Raw genomic sequence first — 14,465 nt, forward strand, 5'->3', positions numbered from 1 at the left:
GGGTCGCGCCTCCTCAGGCCGGATTGATCAGGATGTTGCCGACGGCATCGATGGTGGCGACGCAGCCTGCCTCGACAAGCGTCGTGGAATCCATCTCGGTCACGATGGCGGGACCTGCGATCGTGTCTCCCTGGAGCAACCGCGAGCGATCGTAGATGACCGCGGCCTGCTCCTTCCCGTCCATCCACAGGGCATGGTCGCGGATCTTCGCGCGTGCCGGATTGCCGTCTCCCTTCTCGAGGCGGGGCGCCGCCAGCTCGGGGGGCTCGCCGAGCGCGACCGCACGCAGGTTCACGATCTCGTGAGGAGTGTCCATGTTGAAGGTGAACAGCCGTCGATGCTCCTCGTCGAAGCGGGCGACGATGCCTTCTATGCCCTCGCGCCGCAACGTCTCCTGGTCGATGGTGAGCGGTACTTCGAACGCCTGGCCCGCATAGCGCACGTCGACCTCGAACTCGCTCAGGATCGTGTCGGACGGAACGCCGTCGGCTTCGAGCTCGGAGCGGGTCTGCACGGCCATCTGGTCGAGAAGCGCGGTCATCTCCCCGACATCGGTTTCGCGCGCCATGCGGCTGAAGCTTCGCGCGGTTTCGGTGCGCATGCGCGTGGTCGCATCGCCCAGGGCGCACAGCACGCCGGGGGAGACCGGGCTGACCGCCGGCCAGCTTCCCATGAGGCGCGCGACGGCATTGACGTGGAGCGGCCCCGCGCCTCCGAAGCCCATCAGCGCGAAGTGCCGGGGATCGTAGCCCTGCTGGACCGAGATCATCCGCAGCGCACCGAACATGTTCTCGTTGACGATGTCGATGATGCCGCGCGCCGCTTCCATCAGGCCCACGCCGAGCGCGTCGGCGATCGTTCCGACAGCTTCCTTGGCGGCATCGCGATCGAGGCGGAACGCGCCGCCCAGGAGATCCTCGGGAAGGTAGCCGAGCACGACGTTGGCATCGGTGACGGTCGGCTGCGTGCCGCCCTTGGCATAGGCGACGGGGCCGGGCACCGCGCCCGCGCTTTGCGGTCCGACACGAAGCGCGCCAGTCAGTTCGGGAACGTAGGCTATCGACCCGCCGCCCGCGCCCACCGTCTTCACGTCGAGCGACGATGCGCGCACCGACAGGTGGCCGACCTCGGTCGTGCGAACCCGGCGCGGCTCGAGGTTCTCGATCAGCGCGACGTCGGTCGAGGTTCCGCCGACGTCGAGCGTCAGGATGTCGTCGAGACCGGCATTTCGCGCAACCCAGACCGCCCCGGTAACTCCGCCTGCAGGGCCCGACATCAGGATATTGACCGGATGCTCCTGCGCCTTGTGCGAACTCATCAGGCCGCCGTCCGAGCGCAGCAGCGAAACCTTGGCGCGGACACCCGCGTCCTCGAGCCGCGAGCGAAGGCTGGCGATATAGTTCGATACTACGGGGCGGACCGCAGCGTTGGCGACGGTCGAGAGCGTGCGTTCGTACTCCTGCATCTCTGGCAGGACCTCGTGGCTCAGCGAAATCGGGATCCCGGGCAGCTCCTCGGCGGCGATCTCGCCGATGCGGCGCTCGTGGGTTCCGTCGACGTAGGCATTGATCAGGCTGACGGTGAGGGCCTCGACTCCCTGCTCCCTGAGCCGGCGCAGGGCCAGCCTCGTCGCTTCCTCCTCGAGCGGGCGAACCTCGGTGCCATCGGCGCCGAGCCTGCCCGGAACCTCGACAGTGTCCTCCAGCGCCGCGAGCGGCTGCGGCTTTGGCCAGACGATCCACGCGGCCAGCCCACCCGGCACGAAACTGCGCGCGATCTGCATGATGTCGCGATAGCCTTCGGTCACGACGAGGCCGACGCGCGCGCCCTTGCCTTCCAGCACCGCGTTCGTCGCCACCGTCGTGCCATGGAGGAAGAATTCCACGTCGGCGGGATCGACTCCGGCTTCGTCGGTGATCGCATTGACACCGGTGAGAATGCCTTCCGAGCTGTCGTGCGGCGTCGAGGGGGTCTTGTGACGCCAGAATGCGCCGGTCTCGTCGTCGAACAGAAGGAGGTCGGTAAACGTGCCGCCCACGTCGACTCCAAGGCGATAGCGCATCAGGCAGTTGTCCTTTCTTCTTCGCGCGGCGCGGGAAAGCCGCCCGACTTGCCGACCATCGAGGGCAGGTCCTTGTCCATCACTTTCGCAAGCCAGTGGTTGGTGTCGATCAGCGCAGCAAGGTCGAGGCCCGTCGCGATCCCGGCGCGCTCGAGCATGTAGGCCACGTCCTCGGTCGCGATGTTGCCGGCGGCTCCGGGGGCGAACGGGCAGCCGCCAAGGCCGCCAACCGAAGCGTCGACGATGCGCGCGCCCGAACCGATCGCTGCCCAGACGTTGGCAAGGCCCGTGCCGCGGGTGTTGTGGAAGTGGACGCGCACCGGGATCGGCGCGATCGCTTCCGCGACCCGCGCGACGAGCCGGGACACGTGGGCGGGATTGCCGACGCCGATCGTGTCCGCCAGCGCGATCTCGACCGGTCCCGCCGCCGCGATCGCGCTCGCCATTGCGATCACGCGATCCTCGGGCACCTCGCCTTCGAAGGGGCAGCCGAAACTCGCGGCGATTGTCGCTTGCGCGCTGCGTCCGTTTTCGGCTGCAAGCGCGACGATCTCGCAGGCGGCTTCGACCGAGCCGTCGCAGGTCTGGCCCTGGTTGGCCATCGCGAAGCTGTCGGTCGCGACGCTCACCGCGCCGAGCTGGTCGATCCGTCCGGTGGCGAGCGCCCGTTCGGCTCCGCGCCGGTTCATGACAAGGCCGATCCAGGTTACGTCCTCGCGCTCGGGAAGGCCTTCGCACACTGCTTCGGCATCGGCCATCTGCGGAACCGCCCTGGGATTGACGAAGCTCGTCGCCTCGATGCGGCGCGCTCCGAAAGCGACGGCCCGCTCGATCAGCGCCAGCTTGTCCGCGGTTGCGATCCTGCGCTTCTCGTTCTGCAGCCCGTCACGCGGGCTGACTTCGACCATCTCGATGCGCTCGGGCATTTCTGTATACATTTGAAGACTCAAGCCGCCCCCCGGTCGATTGCCGTCATGCCGCGGTGCGCATCTGCGTAGACGTGGAACGCGCGGCGGATGTGCCCGGCCATCACCGCTTCGGCCCAGGCGCCGTCACCCCGCGCGAATGCGGCCAGCAAGTCCTCATGCTCGCTGTGCGAGCGGGCGAATGCGCCGGGTCCGTAGTGTTGCGCCGTTCGCCAGACCACCGGCTGTTCGATCAGCGAGCCGAGCAGGCTTGCAAGGCGGCGCGAGTCGGCGGCCTTCAGGATGATCTCGTGGAAAAGGCGGTTTTCCTCGAGGAAGGAGGCGACGTCGGCCCTGGCGCCCCGGATTGCCGCTCCGAGGCGGGCATTGCAAAGCCTGAGGCGCTCGATCGTGGCCTGATCCATGCGCTCGGCAGCGCGCCGCGCCGCCATGCCTTCCAGCATCGCGCGAAGTTCGAAGGCGTCCTCGACATCGTCGAGCGACCAGTCTGAAACGAAGGTTCGCTGCGAGTCGGACCGCCGCACGAGCAGTTCCGCCTCGAGCCGCCGAAGCGCATCGCGTACCGGGGTCCGGGACACGCCGCACCGTTCGGCAAGCGTCTCCTCGGCCAACTGGTCTCCTGCGGCAAGTTCACCGGACAGGATCATCGCCCTGATCGTGTCGTATGCCTTGTCCGAAGCCTTCGCCATCACACCTCGCCGGGTCTTGACTCGCTCACGTTGTATACAATAACTCTTTTGTCGTTCAAGGCTCACGACCGAACAGGTCCCTCGGGGAGATTGCATCTCGTGGCGAATGAAGAGCGGCGCATCAAGGTCATCGTGCCCATCCCGATGGATGAGGCAGGCGTCGCCAACCGCGCGCAGCAATTGCCCGCCGATTTCGTCCGCCCCGGTTTTCGACCCGAATTTCATGCAGTACGCTGGGGTGCTGCTCTCGGCGATTCCTACCACGACATGCTGTTGATGGACTGGACCGTTTTCCAGGCCGGCGTCACCGCCGGGGAAGAAGGCTACGCGGGCGTCCTGATCGATACGGTAAGCGACAGCGGACTGCGCGCCCTGCGCTCTCGCCTGTCCATCCCGGTGGTCGGCCCCGGCGAAGCGGCGTTCGCGATGGCGATGATGATGGGCAAGAAGTTCTCGGTCCTGACGATGTGGCCGCAGTGGTTCCCTCTCTACGAAAAGACGCTGACCGAATACGGGTGGTGGAGCAGGGTCGCCTCGATCCGCTCGATCGACACGCGGCCCGACGTGACCGAACTGCTCGCTGGCAAGGAAGAGGTGATCTTCGGCAAGCTGGAGGCCGAGGCGCGCAAGGCCATGGACGAGGACGGCGCCGACGTGATCGTCCTGGGCTCGACCACGATGCACCAGTCCGCCGCGCATCTCGCCGGGCGGCTGCCGATCCCCGTGATCAATCCGGGACCCGTCGCCTACAAGATGCTGGAAACGCAGATCGAGCTCGGTCTTGCGCACAGCAAGAAGGCGTTTCCGGCTCCCGAAGTTCCCAAGGACGCCGATGTCCGGAAAGGCTGGTACGAATGAGCGAGTGGAGCGCCGGCGGGGCAGGGCAGGTCGCGCTGCCATACCCGCACTACGTCGATATCGTCACGAAGCGTTACTTCGACGGCGTCGATAACAAGAACATGGAGCAGGTGCTAAATACCTTCACGCCAGACGCGGTCCTGACGGAGGTTACGTCCGCGACGGTGCACAAGGGGCGCGAAGGAATCCGCGCGATGTTCGTCAAGCTCTTCGCCGATTTCGAACAGATCTGGCACGGCAACTTCGTCCACACGGCCGACCCGCTGACCAACGCGGTTTGTTCGCAGTTCACCGTCCTGATCACGCCGAACGGCGGCGAGCAGCTTCGCTACGAGAACTGCAATCGCTTCTACCTCAAGGACCGGCTGTTCCACCGCGTGTTCGTGTACATGAGCGGCGAAAACCTGCTGAAGGAAGGAGACGCCTGATGCAGTACGCGCCGGTCCTCAACCGCGAGCAACTCATCGATTTCGCGACGATGCAGTATTTCGGCAATGTCGATTCCAAGAACATGGATGCGGTGCTCGACTGCTTCCATGACGAGGCGCTCTTCTGCGTCCAGACGGCCTTCACCCGGCATAGCGGCAAGGCAGAGATCCGCCGGATGTTCGAGGATTTCTTCGGCGCCTACGAAACGATCGTCCACCGCGATTTCACGTGTACGGTGGACGAGGCCCACGGCCGGATCGCCGCGAGCTTCGTGGCCGAGCTCCATGATGCGGCGGGCGAAGTCACTCTCCTCAACAACACAAATTTCTGGCGCCTGCGGCCTGCGGGCGACGGGGCGAAGTTCCAGGAAGTCTACGTCTACATGAGCGGGGCCAACGTCCTCGTCTGACTATCCGGAGCTCTTCCGGTCGCAAGAATGCCGAAAGGCACGAGAAAAAAGCGAAGAGGTTTTGGGAAGGCGCGAAACCACACCAGGGAGTTTTGATCGATGGCACATACCAAGACCTTCCTTGCAACCGGCGCAGCCGCCGTGGCCCTGGCCGCCGCCCACCAGACGGCACTTGCCCAGACCTCGGGCGCGGCAACGGGGAACATGGCCGAAGACGTCATCATCGTGACCGCGCGCCGCCAGAACGAAGTGCTTTCCGACGTGCCCGCCTCGATCACGGTGCTTTCCGCCGAAACCCTCGAGCGCACCGGCGTCAATACGGCGGACGAATTCGTCCAGCTGACGCCCGGTGTCACCATCGTCACCGGCACCGCCGAGGCAGGCGATACCCAGATCAACATCCGCGGCATCAACGGCGCGCGCGACGCCGAAAGCTCGGTCGCGCTCGTGGTCGACGGCATTCTCAAGACGAACACCGCGCAGCTCAATCAGGACCAGGGCACGCTGCGGCAGATCGAAGTGCTGAAAGGGCCGCAGGGCGCGCTTTACGGGCGCAATGCCGCCGCCGGCGCGATAGTCCTGCAGACCCTGAAGCCCGGCGACGTGCTCGAGGGCGGGATCGAGGTCAGCGCAGCAGAGGACAGCACCTATCGTGCCTCGGCGTATGTTTCGACGCCGCTCGGCGAGGGGATCGGCCTCGTTCTTTCGGGCAGCTACTACACGACAGACGGGTTCTACCGGAACGACTTCCTCGGCAGCAAGACCGTGGACGACCAGGAGATCTGGTCGATAGACGGCCGGGTCGTCGCCGATATCGGGCCTGCGACCGAGCTCGACGTCAAGGCGCGCTATGCCGACCTTTCGGGCGCTTCGATCGCCTTCAACGCCGCATTCCACCTGCCCAACTTCGCAGGCGCCAACCCCGCCTTCTTCGAGGACGTGAACGACCACCCGTTCAATTTCTATTCGAACATCCGCCCGACCAACGACCAGAAGACGTTCGAGGCCTCCGCGAAGATCACCCATGAATTCGAAGCCGTGACGCTCACGGCCTGGGCGCTTTACAGCGACGTCGACCAGTCGCTGACCGCCGACGGGACTTCGGCAGACTTCGCACGGTTCACGTTTCCCGCCGGAACCGACGCGTCGGTCGCGGCCTCGAATGCCTGCTTCGCCAGCACCGCGGCGCTGACCGGGTATCCGCTGAACCCGCCGACGTTCATCGGCGCGACGCCGGTTCCGTTCATTTTCGACCCGGCGAACGGCTCGACATTCGGACCCTACAGCCCCACCACCTGCGACGGCACGCAGTACCAGATCCGCGAACAGTCCGACATCAGCGGCGAAATCCGCATCGCCAGCAACGGCGACGAGGTTTTCGACTGGCAGCTCGGCCTCTACTACCTGCATATCGACCGCAAGGTCGGCGTCAGCCTGGGGGCTGACCTTGGACAGGGGATCATTCGCGAGCTTTACAACGCACCGGGCACCAGCAACCCGACGACGCAGCTGTACTACGACGATTTCAGCACCGACGTTTACGCCGCGTTCGGCTCTGTCGATTTCGAAGTGACGCCGCGTTTCGACCTCGGACTGGCGCTGCGCTACGATATCGAGGATCGCTCTGTGTCGAGCCTCGTGCCGGTTGCGACCGACCCGTTCACCGGAGGTCCGATCAATCCCGGCCAGGCCTTCGGCCCGATCCCCGACCAGTCGCAGACCTTCAAGCAGATTCAGCCCAAGGTTTCGCTGCGCTACGCCATCACGGACGACGTCAATTTCTATGCGAACTGGGGCATCGGCTTCAAATCGGGCGGGTTCAACAACCAGGGGTCGGCAGCGATCGTCGACCAGGCCTTCAACCAGTTCATCGGCACGAACGTCCTGATCAATGACCTCTACCGCAAGGAGAAATCGAGCGCGTTCGAGGCGGGCATAAAGGGATCGGCGCTGAACGGTTCTCTCACGTTCGACCTTGCAGGCTACTACACCAAGATCGACGACATGCAGTTCTTCGAATTCTTCGTGGGTGCCTTCGGACTGCTGCGCGTGGTCTCCAACATCGACGAGGTCGAAGTCTACGGCGGCGAGTTCAACATCAATGCCGAAATTGTCGAGGGCTGGGACCTCTACGGCGCGATCAACGTCACCGAAAGCGAGATCAAGGCCAACGCCTCCCGTCCGCAGACCGTGGGCAACAAGTCGCCGTATACGGCGGACTACACGATCAACCTCGGCACGCAGGTCGTCGCGCCGATCGCCGCTACCTTCGACATGGTGCTGCGCGCCGATTATCGCATCACCGGCCCGACCTGGTTCCACACGCTGCAGGACGACATGAACCCGACACTGTTCAGCGGCCTGCTGCCGGGTTCCGCTCTGGCACTTCCCGCGTTCGTGGGCGATGCGGACTATTCGATCACGCGCCGCGAAGCGTTCGGCGTCATGAACCTGCGCTTCGGTTTCGAAGGGGAGAACTGGAACGTGACGGCGTTTGCCGAAAACCTGTTCAACCGGAAGTACCTGAACGAAGTCATCACTGCGGCGGAGTTCGGCGGGTCCTTCATCTCGCCCGGCGGATTGCGTCGCCTCGGGGTCGAGGTAGGGTACAAGTTCTGACCGGAGGGGCCCCTTTTTGATGACCGGGGATGCCGACAGCAACTACGCCGGCGTATTCGGTGACAGGATCGGCTTCGGCAGGAAGCCGGCGCTGATCCTCGTCGACTTCGTGCAGGCCTACTTCGAGCCGACGAGCCCGCTTTTCGCCGACGTGGGCGAAACGCTCGAAGCCGCGCTGGAATTGCGTGCCGCGGCGCGGAAGGCCGGACTTCTGGTCATCTACACCAACGTGGCCTACCACCCCTCGCTGATCGATGGCGGGCGCTTTGCGCAGAAGATCGCCCCGCTGGCGAATTTCGCGCAGGGGCACCCGCTGGGCGCGTGGCCCGACGGGCTCGCACCGGCGAGCGACGAACTAGTAATTTCCAAGCAGTATCCGAGCGCATTCTTCGGAACCTCGCTCGCCTCCACGCTTACGGCGTCGGGCCACGATACCCTGCTGATCGCCGGGCTGACCACCAGTGGCTGCATTCGCGCGACCTGCGTCGACGCGTGTTCGCACGGCTTCATCCCGATCGTCGTCGAAGAGGCCGTGGGCGACCGTCACGAGGCTCCGCACAAGGCCAACCTCTTCGACATGCATGCGAAATACGGCGACGTCGTGCCCCTTGGCGAGGTGACCGCCTGGATCGACCGATGAAGTACGACGGCGTCAGTCGTCGCGGGTCATTGCCGAACGCATGATCGACTTTGCGTAGCTGAGCAGGTCGGAGACCTCCTCCTTGCGCAATTGCCCGCCCAGCTGCCCGTAGGCCATTCCCTCGAGCAGGTAGTGGGCGATGTTTCCCATCCTGGCCACTTCGGGATCCTCGGCATGCCATCCGATGGTATCGCGCGCTATGTCGTGCCATTCGTCGAGGAACGCGCGGTAGCTTGAGGCCAGCAGGTCGGCCAGTTCCGGCTCGGACCGGCCCGCCAGAACCAGTTCCTGATAGGCGAGGAACTCCCGTTCGTTGAGGTGCCGCCAATGCGAGTCGATAACGTGGTCGACCGCGTCGGCGCCTTCGCGAAGGGCCGACAGATCCGTTCGGAATATGTCGAGCCGCACCCTGTGCAGGTGTGCAACGGTCTGACGCAGAAGCTCTAGCCTCGTGGGGAAATAGTACTGCATTCCGCCGCGCGAGACGCCGGCCCGCCGCGCAATGACGCTGGCCGAGACTTCCGAGTAGGGAAATTCGGCCAGGCAATCGATCGCCGCGTCCAGAACCTGCGTGCGCAGCGCATCGCCCTTCGCAGCCTGCCGCTCGCTGCTGCCCCGCTTCGCCCTCGCGGCCCGTTCTTCACGGACATCGCCGATGCGCAGGTCGGACCTCGAATTGCGTTCCGGTTTCAAGCCTGTTCGCTTCCTCTCCCCGCAGATCACAAGCAGCATTTCCCAAGAATGACAATCATCCTTGTTTCGCCCGACAAAAAAATAAGCAGTGCTGATTGACAATTATCTGGTTCCGGCGGAAATTAATAAAGCGGGGCTGCCGAAAAAGAGCGGTCCGCGGGAGAGGGGATTGCTAATGGCTAGTACATTGCCGGGGAAACTGCGCCTCGGGCTCGCAACGGCACTTATGTCCAGCATGTTCGCGTGGTCGGCCGGCGCTTCGGCGCAGGAGGGTGTCGCCGTCCGCGATACCGCCGGGCCAGCCCCGATCGTCGTGACCGCGCAGCGCCGCGAACAGGTGCTCACCGAAGTCCCGCAAGCGGTACAGGCGCTTGGCGGGGAGGAACTCCAGGATCTCGGCGTCGACCAGATCGAGGACGTGATCTCGCTGGTTCCCAGTGCGACCATCGGCTCGACGATCTCCGTTGGCTCTAACGTCTTCCAGATTCGCGGCGTGGCCGCAGCGGAAACCGACGGCGATCCGACGATCGGCTTCTATCTCGACAACTTCGCATTCTCGCTTCCGGGCAGGCCCTACGCGCCGGCAGTCGATTTCTACGATCTCGACCGCGTCGAAGTGCTTCGCGGCCCGTCCGGAACGCTCTACGGGCTCGGCTCGCTGGGCGGCACGATCAAGGTGCTGAGCAACAATCCGGACCTCTACGACACGGCCATGTCCGCCCGCATGACCGCCAACATCACCGACGGCGGCGAGCCGGGCGGAAGCGCCGACGTCATGATCAACGTGCCGCTGGCCGAGGGCACGGTCGCGCTGCGCGGCGTCGCTTCTTACAAGACCGTCGGCGGGTTCGCGGACAACATCGCGACGGGCAAGGAAGATTCGAACGACGCCAACGCGTTCAACGGCCGCCTGAAGCTGCGCGCCGAGCCGACCGACAACCTGATGATCCAGCTGGCGGTCTGGCACAACCGCTCGAACCAGGACTTCTCCAACCGCATCACGCTGTTCGACCCGCCGATCCTCGACCAGACCTTCGGCATCGCCAATTCGCGCTTCACGCTGATCACCGGCGATATCGAGTACGACCTCGGCTTCGCGACGCTGATGTCGACGACAGGCTACATCAAGAACCGCGTCGTCGTGAACAACGGCGGGTTCATTCCGGGCATCGGCGATTTCGCCAGCTTCTGGCCGCTGGTCACCAAGAACTTCAACGAGGACCTGCGCCTCGCCTCGAACGGCACCGGGCCGCTGACGTGGATCGTCGGCTTCTTCTACCAAGACGGCAGTACCGAAGGCGGGCAGAGCGTGGACCTTCCCGACTTCCCGGTCGGCGGCCAGCTGGGCCTCGCGACGTTCAACGACAACCGGCTCGAGAGCAAGTCGTGGGCGGTCTACGGCGATGCGACCTACGGCTTCGCCGATGGCCTCGTCGACGTGACCGTCGGTGGTCGCTACTACGAGGAAAAGCGCCGTTTCGACGAGAACAGCTCGATCACCCTGACCGAGGCGGGCGTCACCGTCCCGACTGTCGGCGTGGACCGGGCGAAGAACAACACGTTCAACCCGCGCTTCAACGTGTCGATCCATCCTGCCGAGAACGGCATGATCTACGGCGAGGTCGCCAAGGGCTTTCGTTCGGGCGCCATCACGTCTTCGTCGATCATCGCGGGCGCGAACGGAGCCCTGGGCACCAATTTCGACAACAGCTCTCCGCCCGACACGCTGTGGAACTACGAAGCGGGCATCAAGTGGAGCTTCGGCGGTGTCGATGTCGCGCTTTCGGGCTACTACTTCGACTGGAAGGACGCGCAGATCGAGCTTTCGCCGACGTTGCAATCGATTGTCGTCCCGGTGGGCGATATCGAGGGCAAGGGCATCGACGCGCAGATTTCGTGGCGCACGCCGTTTTCCGGCCTCTCGATCCAGGCTGCGGGCAATATCAACAAGACGGAGATCAAGAGCGTGATCCCCGAGGTTTCGGCGGCACTGCCCTGGCTTTCGGAAGGGCGCCAGCTTCCCGGCACGGCGAAACGAACCGCATCGATCGCGGCAAACTATGTGGCGCCGGTCGGCAACGACTGGGACCTCAGGATTTCCGGTCGCTATTCGTATCGCTCGCGGCAGCAGAGCGTGTTCAACGGTGTCTACGCGCCGTGGAACGGTATCGGATCGGTTCGCGTCGGCTTTGCGCGCGACGATTTCGAGGTTTCGCTGTTCTCGGATAACGTCGGCAATTCGGGAAGGCCGATATCGCGCCCCGGCGGTCAGAATCAGGTGCCCTACCCGCGTACCATCGGCATCGCGCTGGAGAAGAAGTTCTGACGTACACCTCTTTGGAACCGAAAAAATGGCGAAGGTAGAAAAGGAATTCGTGGACGGCCGGAAGCAGGAGGGGGACTACAAGGCCGCCCCCTTCCTTCCGCGCAAGCCGATTCCCGATATCGGACTTCAGCGGATCGACGGCGAACGCTTCCACTCGCGCGAGTTCATGAAGCGCGAATGGGACATGATCTGGACGAAGACGTGGCACGTTGGCTGCCATGTTTCCGAACTGGAGGAGCCGGGCGACTTCCGCGTCCATTCGCTCGGCCGCGAATCGCTGCTCTTCGTGAAGGGCGAGGACGGGAAGATTCGCGGGTTCTTCAACGTCTGCCAGCATCGCGGCAACGTCCTGTGCCAGACGCGCGAGGGCCTGGCCGAGAAATTCAAGTGCCCTTTCCACGGGTGGGAATGGAACCTCGACGGCAGCCTGCGGCAAGTCATGCACCCGCAGCTGTTCCCGCAATTCGCCAACGGCGTTCCCTCGGACGAGCTCGCGCTGCCGCCGCTGCAGGTCGATACCTGGGGCGGCTGGGTCTGGTTCAACATGGACCGCGAAGCCGCGGCATTGCGCGATTTCCTCGGTGAAGCGGGTCGCCATCTCGAAAGCTATGCGCTGGAACGCTATAGTCTCGTCGATCACAAGTCGTTCGAATGGCAGGGCAACTGGAAGCACGCGCACGACGCCTTCAACGAAAGCTATCACTTCGAGGCGCTGCATCCCGAATTCCTCAATTTCGCCGAAGGGTTCGACGTGCCGATCGAGCTGCTCGGCATTCACAGCCGGATGCTCAATTTCAACCAGACGGTCAGCGAACTCATGCCGGACCGCGATTCGATGACGCCGATCCGGGAGAAGATGCTGGGCGCGCCGGAGGGATACGATGGCGCGGCGAAGGACGTTCACCTGACGATGGTCGCGCACAAGCGCTCGCTGGAAGGCAAGACGCACATTCCGTACGAACAGATGAACGACGAGCAACTCGTCCATCAATACCACTATACGTTCTTCCCGAGCACGACGTTCACCTCGACGCCAGAGATGTCGATCGTGTTCCGGTACCGACCGCACGAGAGCGATCCGAACTATTGCTATTACGACTTCCTGATCACGCGTCACGATCCACCCGACGCGCCCCGTCCCGAAGTCGAATACAAGCTCTTCCGGCATGACGAACTTCCCGACTACGGAGCCGCGTTCGAAGGCACCTTCGATCCCGTCCTCGCCAACGTCCTGCAGCAGGACGGCACCAACATGCCGACGATGCAGCAGGGCACCGCCTCGCTCGGCTTCAGGGGCATGATCCTGGGCGAGCAGGAAGTGCGCTTGCGGCATTTTCACCAGACGATCGATCGCTACCTGATGGGCGATTTCCCGATGCACGGCGACAGGTGAGGGCAGGATGAGCGACGTTCGCAGGATTCACGTCGTAACAGGCGGCAAGTACCACGATTTCGATCTGGCTCGCCTGAAGTTGCTCGAACTGTTCGCCGAGGACGAACGGATCAGGGCGACTTGCGCGATGGATTTCGACGGGCTCGAAACGCTCGACGAGTGCTGCGGGCTGGTGCTCTACACATGCGACATGATGCCGGGCGGTGCCGAGGCCGAGGCGATGAACGCGTTCGTGCGCGGCGGCGGCCGACTGATGGCGCTCCACGCCGTCAATGCGCACCTCGAATTCACCGACGGGCCGGAGATCGTCACCAGCGGAGTGCGCATTCCCGGCCTGGTCAAACCGACAGCCGAGGACGTCTCGCCGCTGTTCATGAACCTGATCGGAAGCCGCTTCGTCACGCATCTCGCCGCGCAGGAAATCCACATTCACGTCGAGGATGGAGAGCACCCGGTCACGCGGGGGCTCAAGGACTTTACCGTCACCGACGAGCCTTATGTCGCGACGCCGCTGGGCGATCTCCGGACGCTGCTATCGGCGCGCTACAAGGGGCCGACGCCGGGCTACGTCACCGGCGAGATCACCGACGACCCGCCCCGCCCGCAGCTTTACGTCAAGGACCACGGCGAGGGCGCTGTCCTCTATTCCCCGCTCGGCCACGCTTGCGGCAAGTACGACATGCGCCCGCTGATGGACGAAGCTCCGCCGGTGCGCGGGCCGTGGGACGATCCAAACTACCTCGAAGTCCTGCGCCGCGGCATCGCCTGGCTGTGCGAGGCGCGCGCATGAAGCTCTACGATTGCAAGGACGCGGTGAACGGTCGTCGCGTTCGCATGTTCCTCGCCGAAAAGGACGTCGATGTCCCGCGCGAGGAAATCGACATCGGCGGGGGCGAGAACCTTTCCGACGCCTACCGCCAGGTCAATCCGGCGGGCCTGATCCCCTGCCTCCGGCTGGACGACGGGCAGGTGATCGGGGAATCGATCGCGATCTGCCGCTTCTTTGAGGCCCTGCACCCCGAACCCAATCTGTTCGGCAAGACGCCGAAGGAAGCCGCCGTTGTCGAAAGCTGGGAGCGCCGGATGGAGCGCGAGGGCATCCTCTCGATCGCCTATGCATTCCGCGAGACGACGCCCGTTTTCCGCAATCGCGCAGTGCCGGGGAGCCCGCGCGAATTCGCGCAGATAGAGGCGCTGGCCGAGCGCGGGAAAGTGCTGTCGGAGGATTTCCTTACGATGCTCGATGCGAGGCTCGGTGAAAGCGAGTACGTCGGAGGAGACCGGTTTACCGTGGCCGACATCACCGGCTTCGTCAGTTGCGGCTTTGCCAAGTGGATCGGCCTCGACCCGGCGAACCACGGCGACAACATCGCGCGCTGGTACAGCGCGATGAAGACTCGCCCGAGTTCGAAGGCCTGACC

The 14,465-nt window shown here is 64.2% G+C and carries 13 protein-coding genes; 9 read left to right on the forward strand and 4 right to left on the reverse strand.

The genetic code is table 11. The features are described from left to right. Positions 1-13: 13 nt before the first annotated feature. Genes FHS75_RS15285 through FHS75_RS15295 form a run of 3 tightly spaced genes read right to left on the reverse strand, consistent with a single transcriptional unit; the run spans position 14 to position 3,677 of the window. Positions 14-2,062, reverse strand: coding sequence for a hydantoinase/oxoprolinase family protein (locus tag FHS75_RS15285; RefSeq protein ID WP_179408545.1), 2,049 nt, complete (start codon positions 2,060-2,062; stop codon positions 14-16). Then, a complete protein-coding gene (locus FHS75_RS15290) occupies positions 2,062-3,000 on the reverse strand; it encodes a hydroxymethylglutaryl-CoA lyase (protein ID WP_179408546.1) in 939 nt (312 codons plus the stop codon). The genes FHS75_RS15285 and FHS75_RS15290 overlap by 1 nt, the downstream gene beginning before the upstream one ends. A gap of 8 nt (positions 3,001-3,008) precedes the next feature. Continuing rightward, positions 3,009-3,677, reverse strand: coding sequence for a GntR family transcriptional regulator (locus FHS75_RS15295; protein ID WP_179408547.1), 669 nt, complete (start codon positions 3,675-3,677; stop codon positions 3,009-3,011). 99 nt (positions 3,678-3,776) lie between these two features. Here FHS75_RS15295 and FHS75_RS15300 point away from each other — a divergent pair, with 99 nt between their 5' ends. The 5 genes from FHS75_RS15300 to FHS75_RS15320 all read left to right on the forward strand — a co-directional run bounded on the left by FHS75_RS15300 (position 3,777) and on the right by FHS75_RS15320 (position 8,632). After that, positions 3,777-4,535: an aspartate/glutamate racemase family protein gene (locus tag FHS75_RS15300; protein WP_229735685.1), complete on the forward strand. Its 759-nt coding sequence runs from the start codon at positions 3,777-3,779 to the stop codon at positions 4,533-4,535. Then, positions 4,532-4,963 (forward strand): nuclear transport factor 2 family protein, encoded by a 432-nt coding sequence (locus tag FHS75_RS15305; protein ID WP_179408548.1) that lies wholly within the window; start codon positions 4,532-4,534, stop codon positions 4,961-4,963. The genes FHS75_RS15300 and FHS75_RS15305 overlap by 4 nt, the downstream gene beginning before the upstream one ends. Next, the gene (locus FHS75_RS15310; protein WP_179408549.1) at positions 4,963-5,373 is read left to right on the forward strand and encodes a nuclear transport factor 2 family protein; all 411 of its coding nucleotides are present in this window, start codon (positions 4,963-4,965) and stop codon (positions 5,371-5,373) included. The genes FHS75_RS15305 and FHS75_RS15310 overlap by 1 nt, the downstream gene beginning before the upstream one ends. A gap of 99 nt (positions 5,374-5,472) precedes the next feature. After that, complete coding sequence (locus FHS75_RS15315; RefSeq protein ID WP_179408550.1) at positions 5,473-7,992, forward strand: TonB-dependent receptor; 2,520 nt, start codon at positions 5,473-5,475, stop codon at positions 7,990-7,992. A 19-nt stretch (positions 7,993-8,011) separates the two neighbouring features. Further along, complete coding sequence (locus FHS75_RS15320) at positions 8,012-8,632, forward strand: isochorismatase family protein (RefSeq protein WP_179408551.1); 621 nt, start codon at positions 8,012-8,014, stop codon at positions 8,630-8,632. A gap of 12 nt (positions 8,633-8,644) precedes the next feature. On the opposite strand, the gene FHS75_RS15325 is transcribed toward FHS75_RS15320, so the two are convergent. Then, positions 8,645-9,325: a TetR/AcrR family transcriptional regulator gene (locus tag FHS75_RS15325; RefSeq protein WP_179408552.1), complete on the reverse strand. Its 681-nt coding sequence runs from the start codon at positions 9,323-9,325 to the stop codon at positions 8,645-8,647. A gap of 175 nt (positions 9,326-9,500) precedes the next feature. Between FHS75_RS15325 and FHS75_RS15330 the strand changes: the two genes are divergently transcribed. From FHS75_RS15330 to FHS75_RS15345, 4 genes are read left to right on the forward strand one after another with little or no spacing between them, the layout of a single operon-like run. Beyond that, positions 9,501-11,651 carry a TonB-dependent receptor gene (locus FHS75_RS15330; RefSeq protein ID WP_179408553.1) on the forward strand — a complete coding sequence of 717 codons (2,151 nt, stop codon included), beginning with the start codon at positions 9,501-9,503 and terminating at the stop codon, positions 11,649-11,651. A gap of 25 nt (positions 11,652-11,676) precedes the next feature. Further along, a complete protein-coding gene (locus FHS75_RS15335; RefSeq protein ID WP_179408554.1) occupies positions 11,677-13,044 on the forward strand; it encodes an aromatic ring-hydroxylating oxygenase subunit alpha in 1,368 nt (455 codons plus the stop codon). 7 nt (positions 13,045-13,051) lie between these two features. After that, complete coding sequence (locus FHS75_RS15340) at positions 13,052-13,834, forward strand: ThuA domain-containing protein (protein ID WP_179408555.1); 783 nt, start codon at positions 13,052-13,054, stop codon at positions 13,832-13,834. Further along, complete coding sequence (locus FHS75_RS15345; RefSeq protein WP_179408556.1) at positions 13,831-14,463, forward strand: glutathione S-transferase family protein; 633 nt, start codon at positions 13,831-13,833, stop codon at positions 14,461-14,463. The genes FHS75_RS15340 and FHS75_RS15345 overlap by 4 nt, the downstream gene beginning before the upstream one ends. Positions 14,464-14,465: the final 2 nt, after the last annotated feature.

Origin of the sequence: Novosphingobium marinum, assembly GCF_013408095.1 — a bacterium.
Taxonomy (GTDB): domain Bacteria; phylum Pseudomonadota; class Alphaproteobacteria; order Sphingomonadales; family Sphingomonadaceae; genus Novosphingobium; species Novosphingobium marinum.

Coding starts and splice junctions, on each gene's coding strand:
- FHS75_RS15285 (WP_179408545.1), bottom strand. CDS start 2,062: ATGCGCTATCGCCTTGGAGTCGACGTGGGCGGCACGTTTACCGACCTC.
- FHS75_RS15290 (WP_179408546.1), bottom strand. CDS start 3,000: ATGTATACAGAAATGCCCGAGCGCATCGAGATGGTCGAAGTCAGCCCG.
- FHS75_RS15295 (WP_179408547.1), bottom strand. CDS start 3,677: ATGGCGAAGGCTTCGGACAAGGCATACGACACGATCAGGGCGATGATC.
- FHS75_RS15305 (WP_179408548.1), top strand. CDS start 4,532: ATGAGCGAGTGGAGCGCCGGCGGGGCAGGGCAGGTCGCGCTGCCATAC.
- FHS75_RS15310 (WP_179408549.1), top strand. CDS start 4,963: ATGCAGTACGCGCCGGTCCTCAACCGCGAGCAACTCATCGATTTCGCG.
- FHS75_RS15315 (WP_179408550.1), top strand. CDS start 5,473: ATGGCACATACCAAGACCTTCCTTGCAACCGGCGCAGCCGCCGTGGCC.
- FHS75_RS15320 (WP_179408551.1), top strand. CDS start 8,012: ATGACCGGGGATGCCGACAGCAACTACGCCGGCGTATTCGGTGACAGG.
- FHS75_RS15330 (WP_179408553.1), top strand. CDS start 9,501: ATGGCTAGTACATTGCCGGGGAAACTGCGCCTCGGGCTCGCAACGGCA.
- FHS75_RS15335 (WP_179408554.1), top strand. CDS start 11,677: ATGGCGAAGGTAGAAAAGGAATTCGTGGACGGCCGGAAGCAGGAGGGG.
- FHS75_RS15340 (WP_179408555.1), top strand. CDS start 13,052: ATGAGCGACGTTCGCAGGATTCACGTCGTAACAGGCGGCAAGTACCAC.
- FHS75_RS15345 (WP_179408556.1), top strand. CDS start 13,831: ATGAAGCTCTACGATTGCAAGGACGCGGTGAACGGTCGTCGCGTTCGC.